The following is a 16951-nucleotide window of genomic DNA, read 5'->3' as shown; positions in this document are numbered from 1 at the left end:
GGTTTCAACCCCGCAAAACGGATTTGCCGATGATCAGTTGCTGGACTTCCGTCGCGCCTTCGTAAATGCGCAGCGAGCGGATGTCCCGGTACAGGCTTTCGATCTTGGTGCCGACCTTCACGCCGAGGCCCCCATGCATCTGCAGCGCCATGTCGATCACGCGGCTCGCGTTCTCGGTGGCGCACATCTTGGCCATGGCCGCAGCCGCCGACACGTCGCCGACCGCCGGCGCGCCGCGGCGCTCCGCGTCGTCGCGCATCCAGGCGGCGCGGTAGGTGAGCAGCGCGGCGCTGTCGATCAGCGCGGCCATCTCGCCGAGCTTGGCCTGCGTGAGCTGGAAGTCGGCCAGCGTCTGGCCGAACATACGGCGACCCTTGGCATGCGCGATGGCTTCGGCCAGCGCGCGGCGCCCCATGCCGAGCGCGGCCGCAGCCACCGAGGCGCGGAAGATGTCGAGCGTGCGCATCGCGAGCTTGAAGCCGCCGTTCAGCGTGCCCAGCTGCGCCGTGCGCGGCACGACGCAGTTGTCGAAGCGCAGGGTGGCCAGCGGGTGCGGCGCCATCACGTCGATGTGGGCCGAGGTGTCGAGCCCCGGCGTTGTCGCGTCGACGATGAACACCGTGATGCCGCGCGTGCCGGCCGTGGGGTCGGTCTTGGCGAACACGCAGTAGAAATCGGCGATGCCGCCGTTGCTGATCCAGGTCTTCTCGCCGTTCAGGCGCCAGCCGTCGGCGGTGGGCTCGGCGCGCATCGCCATCGCCGCCACGTCGGAGCCGGCCTCGGGTTCGCTGAGTGCGAAGGCCGCGATCTTCTTGCCCTGGCCCACGGCCGTCAGGTACTGCGACTGCTGCTCGGGCGTGCCGTCCAGCGTGATCGCGCCGCTGCCCAGGCCCTGCATCGCGAAGGCGAAGTCGGCCAATGGCGAGTGGTAGCCCAGCGTCTCGCGCAGCAGCACGAGCGCGCGCGAATCGAGGCGCTCGAGCGCACCGCCGGCACTGCCGGGCACCGCATAGCGCAACCAGCCGGCGTCGCCGAGACGGCGCACCCATTCGCGGCAGGCCGCGCGGTCGTCGCGCTCATCGATCTCCTGGGCGGCGCACCAGGGCAGCAGGTCGTTGGCGAGCGCGCGGTGCGCGTCGTCGAAGAACGGCAGCGCGAGGTGCGCGGTCGACGGTGGGGCGGGGATCTTGGTCATCATGATGCGCGTCAGTCTCCGCCGAACACCGGCTTGCGCTTGGCCGCGAAGGCCTCGTAGGCGCGCTTGAAGTCTTCGGTCTGCATGCAGATCGCCTGCGCCTGCGCTTCGGCCTCGATGGCCTGGTCGATGGTCATCGACCACTCTTGCGCGAGCATCGTCTTGGTCATGCCGTGCGCGAAGCTCGGGCCTTCGGCCAGGTCGCGCGCGACCTTGGTGGCGGCGTCGAGCAGCGAGGCGCTGTCGTGCAGTGCGTTGAAGAAGCCCCAGGCCTGGCCTTCGTCGGCGGTCATGGCGCGGCCGGTGAACAGCAGCTCCGAGGCGCGGCCCTGGCCGATCACGCGCGGCAGCAGCGCGCAGGCGCCCATGTCGGCGCCGGCCAGGCCCACGCGGGTGAAGAGGAAGGCGGTGCGCGTGGCGGGCGTGCCGTAGCGCAGGTCGCAGGCCAGCGCGATCATGGCGCCGGCGCCGGCGCACACGCCGTCGATGGCGCCGACGATGGGCTGCGGGCAGTTGCGGATCGCCTTCACGAGGTCGCCCGTCATGCGCGTGAACTCGAGCAGCTCGGGCATGCGCATGCCGGTCAGCGGGCCGATGATTTCATGCACGTCGCCGCCCGAGCAGAAGTTGCCGCCGGCGCCGGTGACGACGATCACCTTCACGTCGGTTGCGTAGGTCAGCGCGCGGAACAGGTCGCGCAGCTCGGCGTACGAGTCGAAGGTCAGCGGGTTCTTGCGCTCGGGGCGGTTCAGCGTGATGGTGCCGACGCCCGCTTCGTAGCGCCAGGCGAAATGCTCGGCCTTGTAGTCGGCCTTGGGTTCGAATTGCGCGCGCATGGGATTGCTTGCGCCGATGTAGTGCTTCATGCGGTCTCCGCCAATTGGCTGCTGTGGGAATGTTGCTTGACCTTGCCGAGCAGCTTGTGAAGCTGCGCGATCTCCTTGGGGTTGAGGCTCGAGAAAGCCTCGACGATCCAGTCTTCGTGCTGCTGCGCCATCTCGTTGAAGAGCTTGCGTCCGCGCGGCGTGAGGCGCACGCGCCAGGCGCGGCGGTCGCCCTCGACGTTGATGCGCTCCACCAGCCCTTCGGTCACGAGCTGGTCGGTGATGCCGGTGACGTTGCCGCCCGTGACCATCATGCGGCGCGAGAGCTCGTTCATCTTCAGGCCATCGGGCGAGCGCTCGAGTTGCGACATGAGATCGAAGCGCGGCAACGTGGTGGCGAACTGCGCACGCAGTCCGTTGCGCACCTGCTTTTCCACCAGCTGCGTGCAGGTGAGCATGCGCAGCCAGAGGCGCAGCGCCTCGGGGTGCTCGCTGTGGGCGCGTGCTTCGAGGTCCATGTCAGTGCGTCTCTTCGGCGTCGGCCGCGCGGCCCGCGGCAGCGGTGGCCGCGGCGATCTGCTGCTGCTTGGCGATCTCGCGGTACATCTGGTCGCGGCCGCTCAGGTACTGCTTGGGCCAGTCGACGTCGCGGCTTTGCAGCTTGGCGGCTTCGTGCAACGTCCAGGCCGGGTCGGCCAGGTGCGGGCGCGCCACGGCGCACAGGTCGGCGCGGCCGGCCGCGATGATGCTGTTGGCCTGGTCGGCGTCGGTGATGGCGCCCACCGCGATGGTCGAGATGCCGACCTCGTTGCGGATGCGATCGGCGAACGGCGTCTGGTACATGCGGCCGTACACGGGCTTGGCGGCGCGCGTGGTCTGGCCCGAGGACACGTCGATGAAGTCGGCGCCGGCTTCCTTGAAGAGGCGCGCGACCACCACGGCGTCGGCGTCGGTGTTGCCGCCGGGCGCCCAGTCGTGCGCCGAGATGCGCACACTCATCGGCTTGTCGGCCGGCCACACGGCGCGCATCGCGCGGAACACTTCGAGCGGGTAGCGGCAGCGTGCTTCGATGTCGCCGCCGTACTCGTCGGTGCGCAGGTTGGTGAGCGGGCTGATGAAGGCCGACAGCAGGTAGCCGTGCGCGCAGTGCAGCTCGAGCCAGTCGAAGCCGCACTCGACCGCGCGGCGCGTGGAATCGACGAACTGGTCGCGCAGCGTGTCCATCTCGGCGCGCGTGATCGCGGCCGGCAGCTGGTTCTGTTCACCGTAGGGCAGGGCGCTCGCGCCGAGCACGGGCCAGTTGCCGCTTTCGAGCGGCTCGTCGGTGCCTTCCCAGCCCACGCGGGTCGAGCCCTTGGGGCCGCTGTGGCCGAGCTGCATCGCGATCTTGGCGCTCGACTGCGTGTGCACGAAATCGACGATGCGCTTGAACGCGGCCTGCTGCGTGTCGTTGTACAGGCCCGTGCAGGCCGGCGTGATGCGGCCTTCGGGCGTCGGGCTCGTCATCTCGACGCACACCATCGCGGCGCCGCCGAGCGCGCGTGCGCCCAGGTGCACCAGCAGGAAATCTTGCGGCACGCCGTCGACCGCGCTGTAGGTCGCCATCGGCGAGACCACGATGCGGTTCTTGAGTTCGAGGCCGCGCACCTTCAGCGGCATCAGCATCGGCGCCACGGCCTTGCCGCCCGCCAGCCACTGCTCGTAGCCGCCGAGCCATTGCGTGTCGCGCACGCGCAGGTTCTCGTGGCTGATGCGCTGCGAGCGCGTGAGCAGCGAGTAGGCGAACTGCTCGATCTCCATGCCCGTGTAGCGCGGCACGTTCTCGAACCATTCGGTGGAGTTGCGCGCGGCGTTCTGGATCTTCAGCACCTCGACGCTGCGACGCGCTTCATAGCCTTCGAGCACATGGTCGACGGTGCCGCCCTGCGCGAATTCGTTGGCCAGGTCGATCGCGTCCTCGAGCGCGAGCTTGGTGCCCGAGCCGATCGAGAAGTGCGCCGTGTGCGCGGCGTCGCCCATGAGCACGACGGGCACCGAGCGGCCTTCGACGTCGATGCGGTGCGTCCAGCGCTCGCACACCACGCGTGGAAAGCGGATCCAGTTGGCCGAGCCGCGCAGATGCGTGGCGTTGCTGATCAGCGAGTGGCCGCCCAGGTACTTGGCGAACAGCTTCTCGCAGAAGGCGATGGCCTCGGGCTGCTCCATCTGGTCCAGGCCGTGGGCCTTCCACACGGCTTCGGGCGTCTCGACGATGAAGGTCGAGGTCTTGTCGTCGAACTGGTAGGCATGCGCCTGGAACCAGCCGTGCTCGGTCTGTTCGAAGGCGAAGGTGAAGGCGTCGAAGGTCTGGTGCGTGCCCAGCCAGACGAAACGGCAGTTGCGCAGGTCGATGTCGGGCTTGAACACGTCGGCATAGCGCTGGCGGATGCGGCTGTTGAGGCCGTCGCTGGCAATGACGAGGTCGGCCTTGTACTGCGCGGCAATGGCCTGGTCGTCCGTGGCGTCGGTTTCGAACACCAGCTCCACGCCGAGTTCGAGGCAGCGTTCCTGCAGGATGTTCAGGAGGCGCTTGCGGCCGATGCCGCAGAAGCCGTGGCCGCCCGAGCGCACCTGGCGGCCCTTGAAGAAGACCTGGATGTCGTCCCAGTGGTGGAACTCGTTGCCGATGAGCGCGGCGGTCGGGCCGTCGGCCTCGCGCAGGTTGCCCAGCGTCTGGTCGCTGAGCACCACGCCCCAGCCGAAGGTGTCGAAGGGGCGGTTGCGTTCGACCACCGTGATCTGCAGTGCCGGGTTGCGGGCCTTCATCAGCAGGGCGAAATACAGGCCGGCTGGACCCCCACCGATGCACAGGATGCGCTGGAGGTCCGAGGCGGGCGCGAGGCGGGGGGAGGTCAAGCTGTTCATGGTTGAATAGTTTAGGCATAAACAATCTGTTGTCAACGAGGGCTTCTCTGCAGAGGCTCCCGGCCCGCGCGGCTGCGCGATGTCATGCAAATCCTTGGAAAAATCAATACCATGGACGCATGCAACACTTGATACCCAAGATCGAGTCGCAGCTGGCCTCGCTGCCCGTGCCCATCGCACTGGAGCTGCCCGACGGGCGCCGGGTCGCCCAGGCGGGTTCACGCGTGACGCTGGCTTTCAAGGAGTGGTCGGTGTTGGCCAAGCTGGCCGGCCGGCAGGTCGGGGCCATCGGCGAGGCCTACGTCGAGGGCAAGGTGCAGATCGAGGGCGCCATGCGCGACCTGATCGACGCCACCGTCGGCCTGTTGCCCGGCAACCCCGCCGAGACCGACACCACCTGGTGGAGCCGCCTGCAGCGCCGCGCCAAGTCGCGCGGCTCGCACTCGCTGCGCAAGGACGCCGCGCAGATCGAGTTCCACTACGACGTCTCCGACGATTTCTACGCGCTGTGGCTGGACCCGCGCCGCGTCTATTCATGTGCCTACTTCCGCACGCCCGAGCTCACGCTGGCGCAGGCGCAGGAGGCCAAGCTCGACCACATCTGCCGCAAGCTCATGCTGCAGCCCGGCGAGCGCTACCTGGACATCGGTTCCGGCTGGGGCGCGCTGCTGCTGTGGGCGGCCGAGCACTACGGCGTGGACGCCACCGGCATCACGCTGTCGAAGAACCAGCACGCGCATGTGCAGCGGCTCATCGAAGAAAAAGGCCTGCAGGGTCGCGTGCGCGTGGAACTGCGCGACTACCGCGAGCTGCCCGACGACCAGCCCTTCGACAAGATCTCGTCGGTGGGCATGTTCGAGCACGTGGGCGCGGCCAACATGCCGACCTACTTCCACAAGATCCACACGCTGCTCAAGCCGGGCGGGCTGGTGCTCAACCACGGCATCACCTCGGGCGAGCTGAACTACCGCCAGCTCGGCGCGGGCATGGGCGACTTCATCGAGAAATACATCTTCCCCGGCGGCGAGCTGCTGCACGTGACGCACGTGCTGCGCGAGACCGCGGCGGCCGGGCTGGAGATGGTCGACACCGAGAGCCTGCGCCCGCACTACGCGCGCACGCTGTGGGCCTGGTCGGACGCCCTCGAGGCGCAGCTCGATGCCGCGCGCGAGGTGCTGGGGCGCAGCGGCGGGCGCCAGGGCGAGAACGCCGAGCGCATCCTTCGCGCCTACCGCCTGTACCTCGCGGGCTCGGCGATGAGCTTCGAGCAGGGCTGGATCTCGCTGCACCAGATGCTGTCGACCAAGCCCGACGGCAAGGTCGAACACGGTGCCTTGCGCGGTGCGCAATCGGTGTACCCTTTTGCCCGTGACTACATCTACAAATAAGTGAGGACACCACCACCATGCTCTACCGCTTCAAATCCCGGGCCGCCCCAGACTTCGTGATGCTCGAGGTGCACGCGCGCCAGCTGCTCGACATCGTCGGCAAGCCGGCCGCGCCGCAGGGCATCATCACGGTCGAGCAGATCCCCAGCGCCATCGCTGCCCTCGAAGCCGCACTGGCGCTCGAAAGCAGCAAGCCCGCGCCGCACAACCACGACGAACACGTCGTCGAAGGCCACGACGCCGACGCCGAGAAGCAGCATGTCGGCCTGCACCAGCGCGCCGCGCCGCTGCTGCACATGCTCAAGGACTCGCAGGCCGAGAGCAAGGATGTGACCTGGGGGACCTGAGTTCCCCTGATCCTTCGCAGTCGTCACCCCACTCCCTTCCAGAAACACCGCGGAGCCGGCTTTGCCGGGCCGCTGGTGTTGCCCCCTGCAAGGGGGTTGGCGTAGCGACACGAAGTGCGCGAAGACTGGGGGTTAGTCCACCTTCGCGCCGGAGTCTTTCACGACCTTCGCCCACTTCACATGCTCACTCGCAATGAGCTTCGTGAAGTCCGCCGGCGAATTGCCGCTCGGGATCGCGCCCTGGGCCAGCATCTTTTCCTTGATCGCCGGCGTGCCCAGCGACTTCGCGACTTCCTGCTGGATGCGGTTCACGATCTCCGGCGACGTGCCGGCCGGCGCCAGCAGCCCGAACCATGAGCTCGCCTCGTAGCCCTTGAGCGCGGGGCCGCCGGCTTCTGCCACCGTCGGCACATCGGGCAGCGCGGGCGAGCGCTGGGCGCTGGTCACGGCCAGCGGCGTGAGCTTGCCGCCCTTGATCTGCGCCATCGACGAAGGCAGGTTGTCGAACATCAGGTCGGCGCTGCCGCCCACCAGGTCGAGCAGCGCCGGGCCCGAGCCCCGGTACGGGATGTGCGTCATGAAGGTGCCCGTCATGCTCTTGAACAGCTCGCCCGCTAGGTGGATCGACGTGCCGCTGCCGCTCGAGGCCATGTTGAGCTTGCCCGGGTTGGCCTTGGCGTACTTGAGGAAGTCCTGCACGTTGCGGATGTTCAGCGACTTGGCCTTTTCGGCGTTCATCTCCATCACGTTCGGCACGGCGGCCACCAGGGTGATCGGCACGAAGTCCTTGATCGGGTCGAAGGGCAGCTTGGGGTACAGCGCGCGGTTGATGCCGTGCGTGCCCACCGTGCCCATCAGCAGCGTGTAGCCGTCGTTGGGCGAGCGCGCGACGATCTCGGCGCCCACGTTGCCGCCCGCGCCCGCGCGGTTGTCCACGATGAACTGCTGGCCGAAGGCCTTCGAGAGTTCGGGCGCTACCGCGCGCGCCAGGATGTCGGTGGTGCCGCCTGCCGCGAAGGGCACGACGATGCGCACCGGCTTGGTCGGCCAGGTGGCCTGCGCGTGCGCAGCGCCGCCCAGCAGCGCGAGGGTGGCTGCCGCCGTGGCGACGAGCGCGAAGCGGCGGGTGGAGGAAGTGACGGAAGAAGAAGAGCGGGAGATGGAAGTCATGCGCGCCTTTGTACAGGGGGGCGCCAAAGGCGTCGCGAGTAAAAACCCCGGCCTTCGATGGACATCGCCGCTCAGCCCACCTGCATCCGCTGCGCGAACTGCGCTTCGCGAAAGCGCGCCAGCACGAAGTCGACGAACACCCGCGTCTTGGGCGGCAGCAGCTTTTTGCTCGGGTAGTAGATCCACACGGCGCCCGAATCCTGGTACCACCCGGGCAGCAGCCGCACCAGCGCACCACTGCGCAGGCCGCGTTCCACGAAGGGCATCGGCAACATCGCCACGCCCAGCCCCAGCAGCGCCGCCTGCGCGATCGCCTCGGGGTCGTTGAAGATCGCGCGCGGGCGCGCCGGCAGGTCGACCATGGTTTCCTCGCCGCTCGCATGCCGCAGCGTCCACGGCCGCAGCCGGCCCGTGGGCGAGGAGCGGCGCAGCAGCACGTCGAAGCGCGCCAGCTCGGACGGATGCGCAGGCAGCGCGCGCTCCGCCAGGTAGGCCGGCGCCGCCACCGCGACCACGTGGATGCGCGCCAGCTCGCGCGCCACCACGCCGGACGACAGCGCGATGCCGCCGCCGATGGCCGCGTCGAAGCCCTCGCCGACCAGGTCGACCTGCTGGTTGTCGAAATGCCAGTCGGGCACGATGCCCGGGTAGCGCGCCAGGAAGTCGCCCATGAACGGCAGCACGTGCTCGCGCCCGAAGGCCTGTCCCATGCTCACCTTGAGCGTGCCCGAGGGCTGGCCGTCGTCCTGCGCGAGGCCGGCCACCGCGTCCTGCAGCGTGGCCAGCGCGCCGCCGACCTGCGCCAGGAAGCGCTCGCCGGCCTCGGTCAGCGTGAGCCGGCGCGTGCTGCGCTGGAACAGCCGCACGCCCAGCCGCGCCTCGAGCCGCGCCACGTTCTTGCTGACCGCCGCAGGCGTGAGCCCCAGGCGCCGCGCGGCCGCCGAGAAGCTGCCGCCCTCGGCGCTCTGCACGAAGGATTCGAGGTGATTGAGCGGTTCCATGCCGCCATTCTGGCGCTCATCTTCAACTTTGGGTTGAATCTGATCGGGCCGATTGATGGCTACCGCAAAGGGAATGGAATTCCGACACTGAAGGCCTTCCTCCTCCACCCGATCGGAAAAATCATGGCTTCCACCTCTGTGTCTTCCTCCTCCTCTTCCCCCGTCCTGGCCGGCAAGGTCGCCTTCGTCACCGGCGGTTCGCGCGGCATCGGCGCCGCCATCGTGCGCCGGCTGGCCCGCGACGGCGCGGCCGTGGCCTTCACCTACGTCAGCGCGCAGGCCGAGGCCGACAAGCTCGCCGGCGAGATCCAGGCCGCCGGCGGTCGTGCGCTGGCCATCCGCGCCGACGCCGGCGACGCCGCCGCGCTCACGGCCGCCATTGCCCAGGGCGCACGCGCCTTCGAGCGGCTCGACATCCTGGTGAACAACGCCGGCGTGTACCTCGGCGGCGAGCTCGACACCTTCTCGCTCGAGGACTTCGACCGCACCATCGACGTCAACGTGCGCGCCACCTTCGTGGCCGTCCAGGCCGCCGCGCGCCACATGGGCGACGGCACGGGCCGCATTGTCAACATCGGCAGCATCAATGCCGAGCGCGTGCTGGACGCGGGCGCCAGCGTCTACGCGATGAGCAAGGCCGCCATCGTCGGCCTCACGCGCGGCCTGGCGCGCGACCTCGGCGCGCGCGGCATCACCGTGAACAACGTGCAGCCCGGCCCGATCGACACCGCCATGAACCCCGCCACCGGCCCGCGCGCGGCCTCGATGCACGACGTGATGGTGCTGCCGCGCCACGGCCGCGCCGAAGAAATCGCCGGCATGGTCGCCTACCTCGTGGGCCCGGACGGCGGCTTCGTCACCGGCGCCAACCTGAGCGTGGACGGCGGCTACACCGTCTGATCGGCTGCGCCGGAGTCGGGCGCGCGCTCCACCGCGCGGATCAGCGTGTCGAGCGTGTCGCTCAGGCGGGCCAGCTCGCCGGCGTCGACGCCCGCAAACAGCTCGGCCTCGCGCTGCCGGCCCAGCGCGCCGACGGTGGCGTGCAGCGCCTTGCCGGCGGCCGTGAGGTACAGGCGGCTGCAGCGCTGGTCGGTCGGATCGCTGCGGCGCTGCACGCGCTGGTGGCGCTTCAGGCCCGCCAGCGCGCGGCTCACGGCCATCTTGTCCAGGCCGGTGAGGTCGGCGACCAGCGTGGCGCTGAGCCCCGGCTGCGCGGCCAGCACGGCCATCGCGCGCCACTCGTTCAGCGTGAGCTGGTGCTCGCGCCCCACGCGCTCATGGAACGGCCGCGCCGTGAGGTTGACGACCCGCACCAGCTTGAAGAAGAGCGGGTCCATGGCCGTTCGTGCTTTTGTGGTTCAGCCGGCCAGCTTCTTCGCCGCCGCCACGATCGCGTCCACGCCGACGCGCGACTGCGCCTCCAGCACCGGCGCGTAGCCGACCGGAATGCGCGGCGCGCCCAGCCGCGCGACGCGGCAGCCCGTGGCCTCGGCCGCGCTCGCGGCGATCTCGGCGCCGAAGCCCGCGGCCTGCACCGCCTCGTGCACCACCAGCAGCCGCCCCGTGCGCGCGCACGACGACAGCACCGTCTCGCGGTCCCAGGGCCACAGCGTGCGCAGGTCGATCAGGTCCACCGCGATGCCCTCGGCCGCCAGCGCATCGCAGGCTGCGGCGCAAGGCTGCATCTGCTTGCTCCAGCTCACGAGCGTGAGCGCGTTGCCCTCGCGCACGCGCGCCGCCTGGCCCAGCGGCACGGCCAGCGTGTCGTCCACCTCGCCGCGCACGCCCCACAGCGTCTTGTGCTCGATGTAGACCACCGGGTCGCCGCACTGCAGCGCCGCGCGCAGCAGGCCGTGGTTGTCCTGCGGCGTCGACGGGCTCACCACCACCACGCCCGGCAGGTGCGCGAACCAGGCTTCGAGCGACTGCGAATGCTGCGCCGCCGACGCGTCCCAGATGCCGCCCGGCATGCGCGCCACCAGCGGCACGCGGCCCTGGCCGCCGAACATGAAGCGGTTCTTCGCGGCCTGGTTCACCAGCTCGTCCATGCCGCACAGCGCGAAGTCGACCACGCGCATCTCGACCACGGGGCGCAGCCCCGCGAGCGCCATGCCCACGCCGGCGCCCATGATCGCGGCCTCGCTGATCGGCGTGTCGATCACGCGTTCGGCACCGTACTGCTGCTGCTGCCCCTTGTACTGCCCGAAGATGCCGCCGCGGCCCACGTCCTCGCCGAGCACGACCACGCGCGGGTCGGCGTCCATCTCCTGCTGCAGCGCGCGCACGGCGGCTTCGGAATAACTCAGCGTCGTCACAGCCATTGGCCTGCTCCCGTGGTCTGCACGTCGGTGAAGGCGGCGCTCGCCTCGGGCCAGGGCGCCGCGTCGGCCACGGCGAGGGCCGTGTCCACCTCGTCGCGCGCGGCGTTCTCGATGGCGTCCAGCGCCGCGGCGGCCACGCCGGTGTCGAGCAGGTGGCCGCGGGCGCGCGCGATCGGGTCGGTTTCCAGCGCGGCGGCCAGCTCGGCCGGGTCGCGGTAGGCCGCGAGATCGACCGACACATGGCCCTTCACGCGGTAGGTGAGCGCGTGCAGCAGGCGCGGCCCCGCGCCGCTGCGCACCTCGGCCACCAGCCGTGCGGCGGCGGCATGCACCGCGAACACATCGTTGCCGTCGACCTGCGTGGCCGCGATGTCCATCGACGCGGCGCGCGCCGAGGCGCCGTCGCCGGCCGTCATCGGGCCGCTCGCGGTCGTGGCGCTCCAGCGGTTGTCCTCGCAGACGAAGAGCACGGGCAGGTCGTACACGCGGGCCCAGTTCAGCGCTTCGAGGAACGGGCCGCGGTTGATCGCTCCGTCGCCGAAGAAGCAGACCGTGATGTCGTCGCCTCGCTTCAAGAGTTTTTGCGCGTGCGCCGCCCCGACGGCGATCGGCAAGCCCGCCGCGACCACGCCGTTGGCGCCCAGCATGCCCACCGAGAAGTCCGCGATGTGCATCGAGCCACCCTTGCCGCCGTTGAAGCCCGTGGCCTTGCCGAACAGCTCGCACATCATCCGCGTGAGGTCCGCGCCCTTGGCCAGCGTGTGGCCGTGGCCGCGGTGCGTGGAGGTGAGGTAGTCGCTCGCGCGCAGGTGGGCGCACACGCCCGCCGGCACCGCTTCCTGCCCGGTCGACAGGTGCAGCGGCCCGCGCACCTTGGCGGCGCCGCCCGCCTGCTGGCCGTAGGCGCTGACCCCGCCCTGGCTGGCGGTTTCGGCGGCGTTCTCGAAGGCACGGATGCGCACCATGACGCGGTACAGCGCCTCGCCGGCGCCTGGGGGGTTGCTCGGGTCCATCTTGTCTCCAACGCCCTGGGGATCAGCGCTTTGAGAAAAATCGTATCAACCGAGACGGATTCGACCTACCGGGCTAACCCTTCGACCCCCACCCGGCCCCTTTTTCGGGCGCGGGCTTCCTGCTCTCTTCTCTATTTATTCTTCTTATTTAAGTTAGTAGTAGTAGATAAGGGTAAACCCGCCCTGTGGACAGGGCGCTTTTTCCCTTGCCTGACAACAACTTGTCACACCCCGGACACTGTGTGCTCCTGTGGTTTCGCGGTGCTATCAAAACAGGAACAACTTGGGCGGGGTCGCTCCCGCTGTGGATAACAGGGGGCTTGTCCGGAAACTGTCCCCAGAGTTTTCCATTTGTATCTGGAGCGGCGGTGCCGTCCGGGAATTCCCGGGTGCCCGGAACCCCCCGCCGATGGGATAGTTAGTTTGCCACTCAAACTAACTACCCCGGCACACCGTTCTGAGGAGAGACACCGATGCAACTGACAACGAAACACACCCTGGCCGCCCTGGCGTTCGGTCTCACGGCCGTGGGCGCGATGGCGCAGACCGTGGTCGGCGTGAGCTGGTCCAACTTCCAGGAAGAACGCTGGAAGACCGACGAGGCCGCGATCAAGGCGCAGCTTGAAAAACTCGGCGCGAAGTACATCAGTGCCGATGCGGGCGGCTCGCCCGAGAAGCAGCTGGGCGACATCGAGGGGCTGATGTCCAAGGGCGCGAAGGCGCTCATCGTGCTGGCGATGGACAAGGACGCAATCCTGCCCGCCGTGACGAAGGCCACGCGGCAGAAGGTGCCGGTGGTGGCGTACGACCGGCTGATCGAGGCGCCCGGCGTGTTCTACATCACCTTCGACAACGTCGAGGTCGGGCGCATGGAGGCGCGCGAGGTGCTCAAGGTCAAGCCCAAGGGCAACTACGTGATCATCAAGGGCTCGCCGAGCGACCCGAATGCCGACTTCCTGCGCGCCGGGCAGCAAGAGGTGTTGGACGCCGCGATCAAGAAGGGCGACATCAAGATCGTCGGCGACGAGTACACCGAAGGCTGGAAGCCCGAAGTCGCGCAGAAGAACATGGAGCAGATCCTCACCAAGAACGGCAACAAGGTCGACGCGGTGGTGGCGGCCAACGACGGCACCGCCGGCGGTGCGGTGGCGGCGCTCACGGCCAAGGGCCTGCGCGGCATTCCGGTGTCGGGCCAGGACGCGGACTTCGCCGCGCTGAACCGCGTGGCGCTGGGCACGCAGACGGCGACGATCTGGAAGGACTCGCGCGAGCTCGGCCGCGAAGCCGCCACGGCGGCGGTCTCGCTGGCGGCCGGCAAGGCGGTCGAGAAGGCCGCGCCCTGGGCCGGCGGCGCCAAGAAGCTCTCGCTGTCCTCGCGCCTGCTGACGCCGGTGCCGATCACGCGCGACAACCTCGACGTGATCGTCAAGGCCGGCTGGATCAAGAAGGACGAGCTGTGCAAGGGCGTCTCGGGCGCGAACGCGCCCGCGGCCTGCAAGTAACGCCGCAACCACCGGCGCGTTCAGCTTCCCGCTGAGCGCGCCCTCCATCTCTTCGCAACATGGCTCCGGCCGACCCGCAAGGGCCAGCCGGTGGGCGGTTGCGCACCTGTAGTCCGTCCTGAGGGGGCTTGAAAAAATGAGCGATCCAACACCCGGCTGGTGGCGCCGCACCGGCATCGACCTGCGCCTGCTCCTGATGTGCGTGCTGCTGGCCGTGATGGCGGTGGCGTTCAGCATCATGTCGGGCGGCGTGTTCCTCTCGCCCGAGAACCTCTACAACGTCGCGCAGCAGACGGCGGTGGTCGGCATCGTCTCCACGGTGATGGTGCTGATCATCGTGGCGCGCCACATCGACCTGTCGGTGGGCTCGGTGATGGGCTTCGTCGGCGTGCTCATCGCCTACCTGCAGTACACCTCGGGCTGGTCGTGGCCCACGGCCTGCCTCGCGGGGCTCGCGGTGGCGCTCCTGGTGTCGATCTACCAGGGCTGGCTCACGGCGGTGCTGGGCGTGCCCTCGTTCGTGGTCACGCTGGGCGGGCTGATGTCGTTTCGCGGCGCGGCCTTCCTGGTGGCCGACGGCAAGACGCAGCCGGTGAACGACGAGTTCTTCCAGCGCCTGGGCGGCGGCTACGACGGCGGCATCGGCGTCACGGCCAGCTGGGTGCTCGCGGGGCTGGTGGCGCTGGTGCTGTTCGGGCGCATGGTGCAAAAGCGCCGCGCGCGCCAGCGCTACGACATGCCGACCGAGGCGCTGTGGCTCGACGTGCTGCTCACGGCGGTGCCCGTGGCGGTGGTGGTCGGCTTCGCCTGGGTGATGAACAGCTACCAGATCTCGTCCAAGAGCGAGCCGCAGGGCATTCCGATCCCGGTGCTGATCTGGGCGGCGGTGGCGATCGTGCTGTCGTTCATCGTGCACCGCACGCGCTTCGGCCGCTATGTGTTCGCGATGGGCGGCAACCCCGACGCGGCGGCGCTGGTGGGCATTCCGGTGCAGCGCGTCACGCTGATGCTGTTCGCGCTGCTGGCGGTGCTGGTGACGGTGGCGGCCATCGTGTCGATCGCGCGGCTCAACGCGGGCACCAACTCGCTGGGCACGGGCATGGAGCTGTACGTGATCGCGGCGGCTGTCATCGGCGGCACGGCGTTGGCGGGCGGCAGCGGCTCGATCTTCGGCTCGGTGCTGGGCGCGCTGATCATGCAGTCGCTGGACAGCGGCATGCTGCTGCTCGACGTGCCCATCGGCAAGCGCATGGTGATCATCGGCCAGGTGCTGATCGTCGCGGTGGTGTTCGACGTGCTTTATCGCCGCAAGTTCGGGGAGAACTGAGATGGCCGACATCGACAAGACCAAACCGCTCGTCGAGCTGCGCGAGATCCGCAAGGCCTTCGGTGGCGTGAAGGCCGTGGACGGCGTGAGCATCAACCTCTACCCCGGCGAGGTGGTCGCGCTCCTGGGCCACAACGGCGCCGGCAAGTCCACGCTGATGAAGATGCTCGCGGGCGCCTACCCGATCGATTCGGGCGACACGCTCATCGCGGGCGAGAAGGTCCACATCCGCACGCCCGCCGAGGCGCAGGCCCAGGGCATCGAGACCATCTACCAGACGCTCGCGCTGGCCGACAACCTCGACTCGGTGGCCAACCTTTTTCTGGGGCGCGAGAAGATGACGGCGTGGAACACGCTGGACGACCACTTCATGGAAGTGCAGGCGCGCAAGGTGTTCCAGCGCCTGAACAAGAACTTCACCAACATCCGCATCCCGGTGCGGCGCCTGTCGGGCGGGCAGCGGCAGGTGGTGGCGATCTCGCGCGCGCTGTACTTCAACGCGCGCATCCTCATCATGGACGAGCCCTGCGCCGCGCTCGGCCCCGAAGAGACGGCGATGGTCGGGCGCCTCGTCAAGCAGCTGAAGGACGACGGCGTCGGCATCTTCCTGATCACGCACGACATGCCCGACGTGTTCTCGCTGAGCGACCGGCTCGCGGTGATGAAGAACGGCAAGCTCGTGGGCACCTACCGCACGGCCGACGTGACCGAGGACGAAGTGCTCGGGATGATCATTGCCGGCAAGCGGCCCGAGGGGCGGGAGCAGGCGCACCACGCGGCAACCGCGGCCACCGCAGCGGCATGAAGACCATCGGCGACCAGCAACTGCTCAAGCGCCTGAATCGCAGCGTGCTGCTGCGGTTGCTGCGCGCGCAGCCGGGCTTGTCGCGTGCGCGGCTGGCGAGCGAAAGCGGGCTCACCAAGTCGACTGTGAGCCTGCTGGTGCGCGAGCTGCTCGACGAGGGCTGGCTCAGCGAATCGGGCGCCGCCGTGGCCGACGGGCTCGGGCGGCCGTCCACGCCGCTGCGGATCAACGTCGGCGTGCGCGCGCTGATGGGCGTGGAGATCGCCGTCGAAACGCTGCGCCTGGTGTGCGTCTCGCTGCAGGGCGAGGTGCTGCACGCGGAAGCCCAGCCGCTGGACGACGGCGAACCCGGCCGCGTGTGCGCGCAGCTCGCACGCATGGCGGCGGCGGCGCACGCGCAGCTCGACGAGCGCGGCCTGCGCCTGTCGAGCATCGGCGTGTGCGTGCCCGGCGCGGTGGACGACTGCACGGGCGTCGTGCGCTTCGCGCCCAACCTCGGCTGGCGCAACGTGAACCTGCTGCCCGCGCTCGAAAAGGCGCTGGCCGCGGCGGGCCTGCCGGGCGTCACCGTGCAGCTGCAGAACGACGCCGATGCCGCCGCGCTCGGCGAGTACGAGTTCGCGGCGGGCGAGGGCGAAGACCCGCTGATCTTCGTCAACAGCGACGTCGGCGTGGGCGCGGGCGTGGTGCTGAACGACCGCCTCTTCACCGGCGCGCAAGGCATGGCCGGCGAGATCGGCCACACCATCCTGCAGCTGGACGGGCCGCTGTGCTCGTGCGGCCGGCGCGGCTGCGCCGAGGCCTTCTTCGGTTCGCGCGTGCTGGCGCGCGAGGGCGCGGACATGGCGCGCGCCGCTGCGTTCTTCGGCGTGCTGCTGCAGAACCTGTGGGTCACCTTCAACCCGCGCGCGATCGTGCTCGGGGGCAAGGTCTGCGCCGAGCATCCGGAGTTCGCGCAGGCGGCGTTCGAAGGCGTGAAGGGGCATGCGGAGCGTGCCGGCATGCCTGCGCCGGAACTGCGCACGGCGCGCTATGAAGAACTTGCGCCCGCGGTGGGCGCGGCGGCGCTGGCGCTGCACGACTACCTGCGGCCGCTGCAGCCCGATGCGAAGGCGCGCCGCGCGCGCGCACTGGCCCGCGCCGGCGCCTGAACC

At 69.4% G+C, this 16951-nt stretch carries 16 protein-coding genes; 7 read left to right on the top strand and 9 right to left on the bottom strand.

The features are described from left to right. Window positions 1-4: 4 nt before the first annotated feature. Genes ACAM52_RS32070 through ACAM52_RS32055 form a run of 4 tightly spaced genes read right to left on the bottom strand, consistent with a single transcriptional unit; the run spans window position 5 to window position 4923 of the window. A complete protein-coding gene (locus ACAM52_RS32070) occupies window positions 5-1198 on the bottom strand; it encodes an acyl-CoA dehydrogenase family protein (protein WP_139700616.1) in 1194 nt (397 codons plus the stop codon). 8 nt (window positions 1199-1206) lie between these two features. Beyond that, window positions 1207-2061, bottom strand: a complete 855-nt coding sequence (locus tag ACAM52_RS32065) for an enoyl-CoA hydratase family protein (RefSeq protein WP_062474826.1) — start codon at window positions 2059-2061, stop codon at window positions 1207-1209. Then, entirely contained in the window at window positions 2058-2537 is a 480-nt protein-coding gene (locus ACAM52_RS32060) for a MarR family winged helix-turn-helix transcriptional regulator (RefSeq protein WP_101491458.1), read from the bottom strand. The genes ACAM52_RS32065 and ACAM52_RS32060 overlap by 4 nt, the downstream gene beginning before the upstream one ends. 1 nt (window position 2538) lies before the next feature. Continuing rightward, window positions 2539-4923, bottom strand: a complete 2385-nt coding sequence (locus ACAM52_RS32055) for a bifunctional salicylyl-CoA 5-hydroxylase/oxidoreductase (protein ID WP_369645541.1) — start codon at window positions 4921-4923, stop codon at window positions 2539-2541. Between the two features lie 119 nt (window positions 4924-5042). On the opposite strand from ACAM52_RS32055, the gene ACAM52_RS32050 reads away from it, so the two are divergent. Together ACAM52_RS32050 and ACAM52_RS32045 are read left to right on the top strand one after the other, a co-directional pair. Further along, window positions 5043-6311, top strand: a complete 1269-nt coding sequence (locus tag ACAM52_RS32050; RefSeq protein WP_062474832.1) for a class I SAM-dependent methyltransferase — start codon at window positions 5043-5045, stop codon at window positions 6309-6311. A 17-nt stretch (window positions 6312-6328) separates the two neighbouring features. Then, window positions 6329-6658: a DUF1840 domain-containing protein gene (locus ACAM52_RS32045; RefSeq protein WP_062474835.1), complete on the top strand. Its 330-nt coding sequence runs from the start codon at window positions 6329-6331 to the stop codon at window positions 6656-6658. A 132-nt stretch (window positions 6659-6790) separates the two neighbouring features. Here ACAM52_RS32045 and ACAM52_RS32040 read toward each other — a convergent pair whose 3' ends face one another. Together ACAM52_RS32040 and ACAM52_RS32035 are read right to left on the bottom strand one after the other, a co-directional pair. Further along, a complete protein-coding gene (locus tag ACAM52_RS32040; RefSeq protein WP_095747153.1) occupies window positions 6791-7828 on the bottom strand; it encodes a tripartite tricarboxylate transporter substrate binding protein in 1038 nt (345 codons plus the stop codon). Window positions 7829-7899: 71 nt separating this feature from the next. Further along, window positions 7900-8829, bottom strand: a complete 930-nt coding sequence (locus ACAM52_RS32035) for a LysR family transcriptional regulator (protein WP_369645540.1) — start codon at window positions 8827-8829, stop codon at window positions 7900-7902. Between the two features lie 123 nt (window positions 8830-8952). Here ACAM52_RS32035 and ACAM52_RS32030 point away from each other — a divergent pair, with 123 nt between their 5' ends. After that, entirely contained in the window at window positions 8953-9729 is a 777-nt protein-coding gene (locus ACAM52_RS32030; protein WP_369645539.1) for an SDR family oxidoreductase, read from the top strand. On the opposite strand, the gene ACAM52_RS32025 is transcribed toward ACAM52_RS32030, so the two are convergent. The 3 genes from ACAM52_RS32025 to ACAM52_RS32015 are packed head-to-tail and all read right to left on the bottom strand — an operon-like array spanning window position 9717 to window position 12163. Continuing rightward, the gene (locus ACAM52_RS32025; protein WP_369645538.1) at window positions 9717-10166 is read right to left on the bottom strand and encodes a MarR family winged helix-turn-helix transcriptional regulator; all 450 of its coding nucleotides are present in this window, start codon (window positions 10164-10166) and stop codon (window positions 9717-9719) included. The two genes, ACAM52_RS32030 and ACAM52_RS32025, sit on opposite strands and share 13 nt — an antisense overlap. 21 nt (window positions 10167-10187) lie before the next feature. Next, window positions 10188-11150 (bottom strand): alpha-ketoacid dehydrogenase subunit beta, encoded by a 963-nt coding sequence (locus ACAM52_RS32020; protein WP_369645537.1) that lies wholly within the window; start codon window positions 11148-11150, stop codon window positions 10188-10190. Further along, complete coding sequence (locus tag ACAM52_RS32015; protein WP_369645536.1) at window positions 11141-12163, bottom strand: thiamine pyrophosphate-dependent dehydrogenase E1 component subunit alpha; 1023 nt, start codon at window positions 12161-12163, stop codon at window positions 11141-11143. The genes ACAM52_RS32020 and ACAM52_RS32015 overlap by 10 nt, the downstream gene beginning before the upstream one ends. Window positions 12164-12636: 473 nt before the next feature. Between ACAM52_RS32015 and xylF the strand changes: the two genes are divergently transcribed. From xylF to ACAM52_RS31995, 4 genes are all read left to right on the top strand, one after another. Continuing rightward, window positions 12637-13665, top strand: a complete 1029-nt coding sequence (gene xylF, locus ACAM52_RS32010) for a D-xylose ABC transporter substrate-binding protein (protein WP_369645535.1) — start codon at window positions 12637-12639, stop codon at window positions 13663-13665. Between the two features lie 136 nt (window positions 13666-13801). After that, window positions 13802-14992 (top strand): sugar ABC transporter permease, encoded by a 1191-nt coding sequence (locus ACAM52_RS32005; RefSeq protein ID WP_095747146.1) that lies wholly within the window; start codon window positions 13802-13804, stop codon window positions 14990-14992. A gap of 1 nt (window position 14993) precedes the next feature. After that, the gene (locus tag ACAM52_RS32000; protein ID WP_095747145.1) at window positions 14994-15797 is read left to right on the top strand and encodes an ATP-binding cassette domain-containing protein; all 804 of its coding nucleotides are present in this window, start codon (window positions 14994-14996) and stop codon (window positions 15795-15797) included. Further along, window positions 15794-16948 (top strand): ROK family protein, encoded by a 1155-nt coding sequence (locus ACAM52_RS31995; RefSeq protein ID WP_369645534.1) that lies wholly within the window; start codon window positions 15794-15796, stop codon window positions 16946-16948. Before ACAM52_RS32000 ends, ACAM52_RS31995 begins: the two co-directional genes overlap by 4 nt. The last annotated feature ends 3 nt before the right edge of the window (window positions 16949-16951 follow it).

It is taken from the genome of Variovorax sp. V118 (assembly GCF_041154445.1).
Taxonomy (GTDB): domain Bacteria; phylum Pseudomonadota; class Gammaproteobacteria; order Burkholderiales; family Burkholderiaceae_C; genus Variovorax; species Variovorax boronicumulans.
Note: the sequence above shows the minus strand (reverse complement) of the source record. Positions and strands in the feature narration are given on the sequence as shown.